Source organism: Micromonospora sp. CA-259024 (assembly GCF_050936255.1).
Lineage (GTDB): Bacteria > Actinomycetota > Actinomycetes > Mycobacteriales > Micromonosporaceae > Micromonospora.
Genome location: NZ_JBNJND010000001.1, coordinates 2,567,622 through 2,578,694 on the forward strand (window position 1 = coordinate 2,567,622; position 11,073 = coordinate 2,578,694).

12 protein-coding genes are annotated in these 11,073 nt (G+C 70.5%); 8 read left to right on the forward strand and 4 right to left on the reverse strand.

The annotated features are described in order from the left end of the window. The first annotated feature begins 28 nt into the window (after positions 1 to 28). Entirely contained in the window at positions 29 to 1,108 is a 1,080-nt protein-coding gene (locus tag ACQEUX_RS11190) for an NAD-dependent epimerase/dehydratase family protein (protein WP_433045225.1), read from the forward strand. Here ACQEUX_RS11190 and ACQEUX_RS11195 read toward each other — a convergent pair. Then, entirely contained in the window at positions 1,080 to 2,444 is a 1,365-nt protein-coding gene (locus ACQEUX_RS11195) for a hypothetical protein (protein ID WP_433045228.1), read from the reverse strand. The two genes, ACQEUX_RS11190 and ACQEUX_RS11195, sit on opposite strands and share 29 nt — an antisense overlap. A 148-nt stretch (positions 2,445 to 2,592) precedes the next feature. Between ACQEUX_RS11195 and ACQEUX_RS11200 the strand changes: the two genes are divergently transcribed. From ACQEUX_RS11200 to ACQEUX_RS11225, 6 genes are read left to right on the forward strand one after another with little or no spacing between them, the layout of a single operon-like run. After that, positions 2,593 to 3,270 carry a glycosyltransferase family 2 protein gene (locus ACQEUX_RS11200; RefSeq protein ID WP_433045231.1) on the forward strand — a complete coding sequence of 226 codons (678 nt, stop codon included), beginning with the start codon at positions 2,593 to 2,595 and terminating at the stop codon, positions 3,268 to 3,270. Beyond that, a complete protein-coding gene (locus tag ACQEUX_RS11205; protein ID WP_433045235.1) occupies positions 3,267 to 3,947 on the forward strand; it encodes a TIGR04282 family arsenosugar biosynthesis glycosyltransferase in 681 nt (226 codons plus the stop codon). Before ACQEUX_RS11200 ends, ACQEUX_RS11205 begins: the two co-directional genes overlap by 4 nt. Then, positions 3,944 to 4,657: a class I SAM-dependent methyltransferase gene (locus tag ACQEUX_RS11210; RefSeq protein WP_433045238.1), complete on the forward strand. Its 714-nt coding sequence runs from the start codon at positions 3,944 to 3,946 to the stop codon at positions 4,655 to 4,657. The genes ACQEUX_RS11205 and ACQEUX_RS11210 overlap by 4 nt, the downstream gene beginning before the upstream one ends. Continuing rightward, positions 4,654 to 5,820, forward strand: coding sequence for a molybdopterin-dependent oxidoreductase (locus ACQEUX_RS11215; RefSeq protein WP_433045241.1), 1,167 nt, complete (start codon positions 4,654 to 4,656; stop codon positions 5,818 to 5,820). The genes ACQEUX_RS11210 and ACQEUX_RS11215 overlap by 4 nt, the downstream gene beginning before the upstream one ends. Beyond that, positions 5,817 to 6,242, forward strand: a complete 426-nt coding sequence (locus tag ACQEUX_RS11220; protein WP_433045244.1) for a hypothetical protein — start codon at positions 5,817 to 5,819, stop codon at positions 6,240 to 6,242. The genes ACQEUX_RS11215 and ACQEUX_RS11220 overlap by 4 nt, the downstream gene beginning before the upstream one ends. Positions 6,243 to 6,288: 46 nt before the next feature. After that, positions 6,289 to 7,122, forward strand: coding sequence for an S-methyl-5'-thioadenosine phosphorylase (locus ACQEUX_RS11225; protein ID WP_433045247.1), 834 nt, complete (start codon positions 6,289 to 6,291; stop codon positions 7,120 to 7,122). A gap of 59 nt (positions 7,123 to 7,181) precedes the next feature. Here ACQEUX_RS11225 and ACQEUX_RS11230 read toward each other — a convergent pair whose 3' ends face one another. The 3 genes from ACQEUX_RS11230 to ACQEUX_RS11240 all read right to left on the reverse strand — a co-directional run bounded on the left by ACQEUX_RS11230 (position 7,182) and on the right by ACQEUX_RS11240 (position 10,349). After that, positions 7,182 to 7,562 (reverse strand): STAS domain-containing protein, encoded by a 381-nt coding sequence (locus ACQEUX_RS11230; RefSeq protein WP_433045250.1) that lies wholly within the window; start codon positions 7,560 to 7,562, stop codon positions 7,182 to 7,184. A 901-nt stretch (positions 7,563 to 8,463) separates the two neighbouring features. After that, positions 8,464 to 9,603 (reverse strand): glycosyltransferase, encoded by a 1,140-nt coding sequence (locus ACQEUX_RS11235; protein ID WP_433045253.1) that lies wholly within the window; start codon positions 9,601 to 9,603, stop codon positions 8,464 to 8,466. Between the two features lie 89 nt (positions 9,604 to 9,692). Then, positions 9,693 to 10,349: a transporter gene (locus ACQEUX_RS11240; RefSeq protein WP_433045256.1), complete on the reverse strand. Its 657-nt coding sequence runs from the start codon at positions 10,347 to 10,349 to the stop codon at positions 9,693 to 9,695. Between the two features lie 447 nt (positions 10,350 to 10,796). On the opposite strand from ACQEUX_RS11240, the gene ACQEUX_RS11245 reads away from it, so the two are divergent. Next, positions 10,797 to 11,051, forward strand: coding sequence for a three-helix bundle dimerization domain-containing protein (locus ACQEUX_RS11245; RefSeq protein ID WP_433045259.1), 255 nt, complete (start codon positions 10,797 to 10,799; stop codon positions 11,049 to 11,051). Positions 11,052 to 11,073 lie beyond the last annotated feature (22 nt).

The following is an 11,073-nucleotide window of genomic DNA, read 5'->3' on the forward strand; positions in this document are numbered from 1 at the left end:
GCGTACGCGGGGTCATACGGTGACCGGAATGCGGATACTTGTCACTGGTGCTGCCGGGTTCATCGGCTCACACGTCGCCGACCTGCTCAGCGAACATGGGCACGAGGTGGTGGCCGTCGACGCGCTCCTGCCGGAGGCACACGGGGCGACGCCACCACCCTGGGCACAGCGGCACGATCTCGTCGTCGGCGACGTACGCGACAGGGAACTGCTGACCCGGCTACTCGCCGGAGTCGACGCGGTCTGCCATCAGGCGGCGATGGTCGGCCACGGCATCGATCCGGCCGACGCCCCCCGCTACGCCACCCACAACGACCTCGGCACGGCCACCCTGCTCGCCGCGATGCACGCCACCAGGGTGCGCCGGCTCGTGCTGGCCAGCTCGATGGTGGTCTACGGCGAGGGCCGTTACCGCTGCCCGACACACGGAATCGTCCGGCCTGCCGGCCGCCGGGCCGCCGACCTGACCGAGGGCCGGTACGAGCCGACCTGCCCCCGCTGCCACCGTCCGCTCGCCCCGGCTCTGGTGCCGGAGGACGCACCGCTGGAACCGCACAGCACGTACGCCGCGACCAAGTTGGCTCAGGAACACCTCGCCGGTGCCTGGGCCCGGCAGAGCGGCGGATCGGTCTGGGCGTTGCGGTACCACAACGTCTACGGCCCGCGAATGCCCCGCGACACCCCGTACGCGGGGGTTGCGTCGATTTTCTGTTCGGCCCTGGCCGCCGGGCAGCCGCCCCGGGTCCTGGAGGATGGCCGGCAGCGGCGCGACTTCGTCCACGTGTCCGACGTCGCGGCGGCGAACCTGCTGGCGCTGACCGCGCCGGCGCCGGAGCCGCTGGTTCCGGTCAACGTCTGCTCGGGTGAGCCGCACACCGTCGGCGAACTCGCCCACGAGTTGGCCACCGCGATGGGCGGGCCGATGCCGGTGGTGGTCGGGGGCGGGCGGGCGGCGGACGTACGGCACGTGGTCGCCGATCCGGCCCGCGCGACCCGGCTGCTGGGTTTCACCGCCCGGACCGGTTTCGCCGCTGGCATCGCCGACTTCACCACCGCGGTGATGCGCGACCCGGCGGCGGTCAGGAAACCGTCCACAGTAGGTGGTTGACGGCGAGCGCGGTGGCGGCCTGGGCTGCCAGCCACCAACGTCGGTGGCTGGCGGGCAGGTGGGCGGTGGCGACCAGCAGCCAGACGGCGAACGGCAGCCAGATCCGCTCCACCTCGGCCTTGCTGAGCGAGGACACGTCCGCCGCGAGCACGGCCACCGCCGCCGCGACGGGCAACCACACCGCCGGTCCGCCGGTGGCGAACGGCTGTCGGAGGGTCGCCGCGAGTGGCCGGCCCGGTGGTCGGATCGGCACGGCGGCCACCGCCCGCCGCAGCGCCGGCCCGGCCACCGGGCCGGCCGAGAGCAGCAGGGCGGCCAGGTTGGCCCAGGCCCAGTAACCGAACGGACGTTCCGCCGCCCAGCCCTGGTAGTAGCGGCGCACTACGAGGTGGTAGCCGTCCAGCCACCAGAACCCTGACAGCGTGAATGCGGCGACAACCGCCGCGACCGCCGCCGCCGCGAGCAGTAGCACGCCGAGACGGTCCCGGGCTCGGAGCAGCACCACGGTCACGGCAAGCAGCCCGACCAGGACGAACCCGTACGACAGGTAGAGCGCGAGGCCGAGCAGCAGCCCACCGAGTACGGCGCCGGCTCGACCACCCACCGCCAGCAGCGCCAATCCGGCCGCGACCACGGCGGCGAAGATCCCGTCCGCGGACGCGCCCACCCAGACCGCCCCCGGGAAGAGAACCAGGAACGGCCACACCGCCCGAGCCGCGTCCTCGGCACCGAGCGCCCGCAACGTCACCGGAACCGACACCGACACCGTGGCCCCGAGCAACACACAGGCGAGCCCGGCGGCAGTCCCGCCGCCCAGGCCGACCCGCTCCAGCCCGACGAAGAGCAGCAACGCGCCTGGTGGATGCCCGGCGGTGTGGGTCGACCACGAATCGGGTTGAAAGTCGAGGATCCGGTCTGCGAAGCCGGACAGCATCAACCCGACATCCATCACCCGGGGCACCTCGTGCAGGTACTCGGCCTGCACGGTCAACCGCTCTGTCAACCCAGCGGACCACCCGTCGACCAGGGCCAGCGACAGGGTCCAGAGCACCGAGGCGAGATAGCCGCCGACAAGCAGTCGCGGCCACCGCAACCCGGTGCCCCACCTCGTCCCCCGCCACACGAACAGCGCCGCGACGAGAAGGACGACGGGGGTACCGAGGCCCAGATGGGGTCGCCAACCGGCATAGAGCGGAGCGGCGTCGGCGTAGAGCCGAACGCCCCGATGGTTGAGCAGTGCGCCGACGGCGATCGCGGCGGCGAGCAGAGCCACCTCGGCCGCGAGGACGATCAGATCGGCGGACCGGGATCGTCCCGGCCGGGTCATCATGGTCATGGTGACGGCCGACGATACGACCTCCGACCAGCGGTCCGACAGCCGAGCGGCGACGTCGTCAGGGACTCGTAAGATCCGTTGTCGCGTAAGCGATTCGTAAGGCGGCACAGCGGGTCGGACGGCCCGCGGCGGGCCTAGCGTCCCCGGTATGCACACAACCATCGACGTGGTTCTGCCGTGTCTGGACGAGGCGGCCGCCCTGCCTGCCGTACTCGCCGGGCTGCCCCCCGGCTACCGGGCCATCGTGGTCGACAACGGCTCCACCGACGGGTCACCCGAGGTCGCGGCCGAGCACGGCGCGCGAGTCGTCCACGAGCCGAGACGCGGGTACGGCGCCGCCGTACACACCGGCCTGCTGGCGACCGACGCGGAACTCGTGTGCGTACTCGACGCGGACGGCTCGTTCGACCCGGCCGAGCTGCCGAGGCTCGTCGCGGCCGTGCTCGACGGCCGGGCGGAACTCGCCGTCGGGCGTCGCCGGCCGGTCTCGGAGGGCGTTTGGCCATGGCACGCCCGTGCCGGAAACGCCCTGGTCGCCGCACTGCTGCGGCGCCGGGGCGTACCGGTGTACGACATCAGCCCGATCCGGGTGGCCCGCCGGGCGGCACTGCTGCGGCTCGGTGTCACCGACCGCGCGTTCGGCTATCCCCTGGAACTGCTGCTACGCGCGGCCGAGGCGGGCTGGCGAATCCACGAGGTGAACGTCGCATACGCACCACGGGCGGCGGGCACCAGATCGAAGGTCTCCGGTTCCGTCCGGGGCACGTTACGGGCGACCCGGGACTTCGCCGGAGTGTTGCGTGCCGGCGTCGGCGGTGCCCGGTGAACGTCCTGCTCGTGGTCGCGAAGGCACCGGTCCCGGGGCTGGCCAAGACGCGCCTCTGCCCACCGGCCAACCCGACGCAGGCGGCCCGCGTCGCGGCGGCAGCACTGCTGGACACCCTCGGGGCGGTGAACGCCACCGCGTCGACCATCCCCGTGCTGGCGTACACCGGGCGGTTCGCCGATGCCGAGGACGGCGCGGAGCTGGCCGCCGCGCTGGATGGCTGGCACCTGGTTCCACAGCGCGGCGACACGTTCGCCGACCGCCTCACCAATGCGCACGCCGACGCGGGCGCGGCGTTTCCCGGCCGACCGGTGCTGCAGATCGGCATGGACACCCCGCAGATCCGGCCAGCCGTGCTCACCGCCGCGCTGGGGTCGCTCGCCGAACGCGACGCGGTGTTGGGACCGGCGGTCGACGGCGGCTGGTGGGCAGTCGGGTTACGTGATCCCGCGTACGCGAGCGTGCTACGTGGCGTACCCATGTCGACCGGCGAGACCAGCCGACACACCCTGGCCGGTCTTCGCGGGCGCGGACTACACCCGGCGATCCTGCCCGTCCTGCGTGATGTCGACGACTGGCCGACGGCGCTGGCGGTCGCGGCCGACCTACCCGGAAGCCGGTTCGCGGATGCCGTCGGGTCGGTGGTCGACCAGCTGGCGAAGGGAGGGCGACAGTGAGTTCGACGATCACTCGCGGCGGCTTCGATGTCGTCTTCGGCGGACTCGACGGACGGCCAGCCGACCACGACGAGTCCGGTACTCCGGTCGCCCCGTTGGCCCCGGCAAGGCCCGAACACTGGCTGGTGCACACCGACGGGCGACGCGACCCGTTGCCGGTACGGCGCTGGCACGGCCCACCCGAGCCGGCGATCGAGGCCGTCGCCGCCCGCTGCACCGGGCCGACGATCGACCTCGGCTGCGGGCCCGGCCGGCTGACCATGGCACTCGCCCAGCGGGGCCTCGTCGCACTCGGGGTGGACATCTCCGCCGAGGCGGTGCGCCTGACCTGGGACCGGGGTGTGGTAGCCCTGCGACGCGACGTCTTCGAACCACTTCCCGGCGAGGGGAGGTGGGCGCACGCTCTGCTCGTCGACGGCAACATCGGCATCGGCGGCGACCCGGTCCGACTGCTGCGCCGGTGCGGCGCCCTGATCGCGGCGGACGGAACGCTGGTGATCGAGGTGGACCCCCCGGGAGCCGGGCTGTGGCAGGGACAGGCGTACGTCCTGTCCGGATCGTCCGGCGAAGGGAAAGGACAGGGTCCGGCGTTTCGATGGGCGCGGGTCGGGGCGGAGGCGGTGGCGTGTACCGCCGCCGCTGCCGGCCTGCGGGTCGCGAACAGTTTCCGGTCCGGTCCACGCTGGTTCGCCGAGTTGGTGCGCTCATGATCCGCCGGCCACGCATCCCCGCGCCCGAGGACTTCACCGCCCCGTCGCACTCACCGCTGGTTGCCGCCCGGCTCGGCCTCTGGCTCGGGGTGGCATTCGGGCTGTGCTTCGTCACCGGACTGCTCAGCCACTACATCCAGCACCCGCCAGGCTGGTTCACCTGGCCGACCCGACCGGTCAACCTCTACCGGATCACCCAGGGTGTCCACGTCCTCTCCGGGGTCGCGGCGATTCCGTTGCTGCTGGCCAAACTGTGGAGCGTCTACCCCCGACTGTTCGCCCGTCCGCCCCTGCGCCAGCCGCGCCGGCTGCCCGCACACGTGCTCGAACGGATCTCCATCCTGGTCCTGGTCTGCGCCGCGTTCTTCGAGCTCGTCACGGGCCTGTTCAACGTCGCCCAGTCGTACCCGTGGGGGTTCTTCTTTCCGGCGGCGCACTACGCGGTCGCCTGGCTGGCGGTGGGCGCGCTGCTGGTCCACATCGCGGTGAAACTCCCGGTCGTCCACCCGGCGCTGACCACACCGTTGAGACAGGCAAACGCGGCGGGCGGTGTGGCCCCGAGGCACGACGACCGGGACCTGGCCGCGCGCCGGGCGTTCCTGCGCACGTCGGCCGGCGTCGCCGGCGTCGCGGTGCTGGCGACCGCCGGGGTCACCGTGCCGTGGCTGCGTCGGGTGTCCCCGTTGGCCTGGCGTTCCGCTTCCGGGCCGCAGGGCGTACCGATCAACCGTACGGCGGCGGCCGCGGGCATCGTCGTACCGCCCGACTGGCGACTGGACGTCGTCTGGCCGGGCGGACGACACACCCTGTCCCTGGCCGAGTTGGCAGCCCTGCCACAACGCACGGCGGAACTGCCCATCGCGTGCGTCGAGGGGTGGAGCGCCTCCGCGCACTGGACCGGAGTGCCCATCGTCGACCTGCTCCGGGGCGCCGGCGCGCCGACCGGCCGCCCGGTTCGGATCTCGTCACTGGAGACCAACGGCCTGTACGCCGGGAGCACGCTTCCAGCGGCCCACGTCGGCGATCCGCTGACCCTGCTCGCCCTACGGATCAACGGCGAAGAACTGTCCCCCGACCACGGTTATCCCTGCCGCCTCATCGCACCGAGCCGGCCGGGCGTCCTACAGACCAAGTGGGTGGCCCGGCTGGAGGTACTGACGTGAGGGCCGTCCGACTGCTTCTGCTCCTGCTCGGCGTCGCAACGGTGACGTACGGTGGTTGGCTGCTCCTCCCCCAGCTCGGCGCCATCCTGCCGTGGCTGATCGGCGGCCCGCTGCTGCACGACGCCCTGGTGGCACCGCTGGTCGGGCTGGTCGGGCTGATGCTGGGCCGGCTGGTGACCGACCGGGTCCGCCGGGCCTGGATCACCGCGGGCCTGGTGGCGAGCGCGACGTTGCTGCTGATCGCGGTGCCGCTGCTGTGGCGACCGCCATCAGCACCACCGAACCCGGGCCTGCCGGACCGCAACTATCCGCTGGGACTGACTGCCGGACTGGCCGCCCTCTGGGCCGTCATCGCGGTCGTCCTGATCGTCATCCGCGCGGTCAACCGACGCGCGAGGGATCGGACAGCCGACCGTCCCTGAGTCACCGCCACGCGCTCTCATCTCTGCCGCAGAAGGAGAAGTACACGTGTCACATCAGCCGCGGATCGGCGTGATCGGCGGATCCGGCTTCTACGAATTCCTCGACGACGTCGCCGAGATCACGATCGACACTCCGTACGGACCGCCCAGCGACTCACTGTCCATCGGGAATCTCGCCGGCCGGCCGGTGGCGTTCCTACCCCGCCACGGACGCCGTCACACCCTGCCCCCGCACCGCATCAACTACCGTGCCAACCTGTGGGCGCTCCGAACGGTCGGCGTCCGCCAGGTACTCGCCCCGGGTGCCGTCGGTGGCCTGCGACCGGAGTTCGGCCCCGGAACCCTCGTCGTACCGAACCAACTGGTCGACCGGACCAGCGGTCGCATCCAGACCTACTACGACGGGGAGCGACGCGCGGACGGGCAACGTCCCCGGGTGGTACACGTCCCGTTCGCCGACCCGTACTGTCCGGTCGGACGCGCGACGGTGCTCGCCGCCGCCCGGTCCGCCGGTTGGCAACCGGTCGATGGCGGAACCATGGTCGTCATTGAGGGGCCCCGGTTCTCCACCCGCGCCGAATCGCGATGGTACGCCGAACAGGGCTGGTCCATCGTCGGCATGACCGGCCACCCCGAAGCGGTACTGGCACGCGAACTGGAACTCTGTTACACCCCGCTGTCACTCGTGACCGATCTCGACTCCGGCGTCGAGATCGGCGACGGCGTGACCCAGCAGGAAGTGTTCGCGGTCTTCGCACACAACATCGACCGCCTACGCGACCTTCTCACCGACGTGGTGGAGACCCTGCCGCAGGGCCACGGAGACTGTCCGTGCGGGCAGACTCTGGCGGGCACGGAAACCGGCATCGCACTTCCCTGACCATCCGCAACGGCTCCGACGAGACGCGGGCCTGCGACCAGAGACGACCGCCCCCGCCTTCATCCGGCCCGCGAGACCCGCCCCTGGCCGAACCCGGAACTGGTAGCGCCCTGGTCCGGTCCGATGTGTCGCAGGCGATGGGCGGGTACACCCGCCGTCACCAGTCGGTCCGCGATGGCGCTCGACGGATGGTCCAGGAAGACAGCGACATCTTGGTCGTCGCCAAGGTGGCAGGCCGCGGCGAAGGTGCCGATGTTGATGGGGTCGAGTCCCTGGACCTCGCGCAGGTCCAGGACCAACCTTGGCGGCCGGTCGTGCCGGATGGCCCGCACGAGGGTACGGCGCAGTTCGACCGCGTCGTCGGCGTCGAGCAGGCCGCGTGGTTGTATGACAAGGGTGCCGTCTGAGCTGGTGTCGACGTCGACCGTGGCGCCGGTCATCGCGCTACCTTCCGTCACCTGATGTTTCCCGAACCGTCAGGTTAGAGGTTCTGAGGCGGACGGTCGACCGTTGGTGCGAATGTTCACCAGGTCACGGGCAGATCACTAGTGGCTGCTGACGGCGAGTCGGATTTCGAAGCCGGCGACCACAGTCCCGGTGACGCGGTCCAACAGTCCGCGGGCCGCAGGACGGTGCAGCACCGCGCGCAGCCGATGTGCCAGTACGACCAGCGAGCTTGATCATCGGTCGGCTGGGCGGCAATCTACAGCAGCCCTCGCGGGTCCGCGCGGCATGTCCGGGCGGTGGACGGGTCGGCCCGTGAGGCAGCCCATACGCTGTCAGGGCTGGACGCGGTCGTACCGATATCGGAGGTGGTCACGTTGTACCGCTGCTCATGACAGCCCCACCTGGGGCGTCACGGAGCCGAGAAGGTGACCGTATGAGCAGGACCGACAAGACTCGGCCCTGGTGGGTGAAGATCGCCGATCGACCAATGGTGACCTGCCGACCCCATCATGACCATCGGTTCGGGACGTGTACGTTGCCCGGACGGATCGATGCCGACAGCACCGCGACGGCGACCGGCCGCCTCACGAGAAGCTGTTACTGGAGGGTGACGGACCACTCCGCCGATCTGCTCCACGATGGCTGCCGGAGTTGTACCGACTACCACATCCGTCGCGAGGAACGCCGTCGCAGCCGCCACCAGGTGCGCCGCGATCTGCGCGCCTACCGCGGCGAGGATTGACCAGAACGGCAGGGCCGGACATGTGCCGGCCCTGCCCGCCCCCAGCCGGGCCTCGCCGGCAGTTCGCCCCTGGTTCGGTCGGAGGTCAGGCGGGCGGGTCGAGCCGGGTGGGCGACCACCTCGTCCCACCCGGCTCGATCACCGACGGCCGATCAGGCGGCAGCGTCGACGAGCCGGCCGACCGTCTCTTCGGGAGACGGCATTCCGCCGATCTCACTGGCCAGCTTGTCGGCGCAGGCCCGCACCTGCTCGTCGGCCAGGAGCGCTTCCGCCTGGCTGAACACCACCTCGGCGCTGAACTCGCCCGGCATCACCTGCCGGCCAGCCCCGATGTCCGCCACCGCCCGAGCATTGCTGAACTGGTCGGCACCCTGGGGCAGCATGAGGTGGGGCAGTCCGTTCGCGAGCACCTCGAGGACGGTGCTGCCGCCGCCGTGGCTCACCACGAGGTCGACGTGGGGGAGCAGGTCGCCTTGCGGCACCCAGCTCTCGACCACGACATTCGGCGGCAGGTCACCCAGGGCACCCTTCCCGCCGGTCGGGCCGGCGGCGGCCACGAGCAGGTCGATCGGCAGCTTCGAGAGCCCGGCGATGGTCTGTCGCAACAGTTCCGGGGTCCCGAAGGCCGTACCGAGCGTCAGGTAGACGAGCGGACGACCCCGGTCACGCTCCCGCACCATGGCGGGAAGATCGGCAGACTGACGCCAGGTGCCCGGCCGCATCAGGATCCGCTCGGCCGAGGTGGCGAAGCCGGGGAGCTGGAAAGAGGGCGGGCAGATGTCCAGGTACCGGTTACCGAGAAAATCGGCGTCCCGGGTGGGGGCTTCGATTCCCAACTCCGCGGCCGTGGCGAGCCACGCGGCAGACATGGCATTCCACATCGGCCCGCCGGTGAGCCGACCGATGCTGTGGCAGATCGCGGGGATACCGGCCAGCGTTGCCGCCATCCCCGCGCCCGGAGTCAGCACCTCGTAGATCATCAGATCGGGCCGCTGCTCCTTGAGTACGGGCGCGAGGTCGGCGACCATGCGTCGGGCCAGGACACTGCCGAACGCCCGGGGGGAAGCGTCGAACGGTTGACCGGCGGGAATCTCCGCCCGCACCGTGGCGATCGCCTCCCGAACGGTGGATCCGGCGGCGACGGGAGTCAGGCCAGCGTCGTGCAGCATGGGGTGGAACCGCTTGTCGGTGGCGAAGGTCACCTCGTGTCCCGCGTCGCGGGCGGCGACGGCCAGCGGAAGCAGCGGAATGAGATGGCCGTACGCGCCTATCGAAGCGAAGATCAGACGCATTCTCGTACATTGCCTTTCGATTGCGGTGGGTGTCGGCTCCGCTGGAAAGCGGTCGCGGCACCTGGGGCACGGGGACTATTGGGCGGAGATCACGAATTCCGGCCGAGCCGGAGCAGGTTGTGGGTAGCGAGGACCACCGTGACTCCACCGGCGCCGAGGCAGATGATCAAGGCTTGCCAGCCTGGCCCGGCGATGACCCCGATGACGTTCACCAGAGTCAACCAGAGCCCCATCCTGAACTGCTCCCGGTCTCCCCAGATCGCGCTGCCGCTCATGTGCAGTGCCCCGACCAGGCCGGTGGTGGTGGCACCCCAGAGCAGCTCGGACTGGTGCGGCGAGAGGTCACTACTGATCTTACCGATCGTCATGATCAAGCCCACGAAGCCGACGAGCCAGGCGGTGCCGTACCGCTTGGCCTGCTGCGTCGATCGAGGGTCGGTCGCACCACGGCCGAATGCCCGGACACCGAGGATCGCGGTGGTCGCACCGGCTCCGCCCAGGAGCGCGAGCAGTACGGTCAGGGGCAACCGGTCCGGAAGGTCCACGAAGACGCGCCCGCCCGGACCATCGTCCAGGAAGCGCAGCCCGTACCCGATGAGCCAGGCCAGTCCCCATGCCATGTGCATGACCTGGACATGGTGCTTGATGCGAGCCACCGTTTCGGCCCCCTGCTGGGTCTGGCGCGACGCCTCCGGGCTGGTGGCGTCCACCAGCAGGGCTCCGGAACCGTTTGGTGACGTTTCCACTGATCCTCACAGTTTCTGGTTGTTCGATAATTGCGTACACGAAGCCGCCAGGCGTTTTCGACTGCACCCGCCGTGGCCACGGCGGAACCGACCATCATGGACGGTCGCGCGAAAACCGGTGATTTCTGGCGGTCGGATCTGGCGCGGCATCAGCCCGCAAACCCGGAAGCAGATTAGCTTTGGTGACAATTAGGGGCAACGCGTCCAGTATCACCTACCCGACACTGTGATCTTGGTTTAGGGTTCCCGGCCCCAGCGGCGTGATCGTCCAATCCAGAGACCGCTCCTGCGGCGCCGGCTGCCGGCTCCCCGCATCGATTCCAGCCCCGACATGTGAGGGTGGGCAGGCTGCCTCCCGAAGGTGAACATTGCGCGAACGGCTGAATATCGAGTCGATGATCGGGGCACCACTCACGGAGACCGATAGGACGACATGCGAGGTGCGCGATGACCGAACCCGCCGCCACTGGCGGTCTCGTTGACCCGGAGACCGCCCTGCAACGCCAGGTCGAGACGCTCGGACAGCGTTTCCCGGACGTGGACCGCGCCGAGATCTCCAAGCGTGTCCACACAACGTACGAGCGCCTCAAGGACGAGGCGACCGTCGACTCCCATCTGGTCGCCATGACCGAGAAGCGGGTTACGGAGGATCTGCGCAGCGGCGGCGAGACTGTCCACGTCCGCAGCGACAACACGGCCTGAGCGGGCATGGGGAATGGTCGGC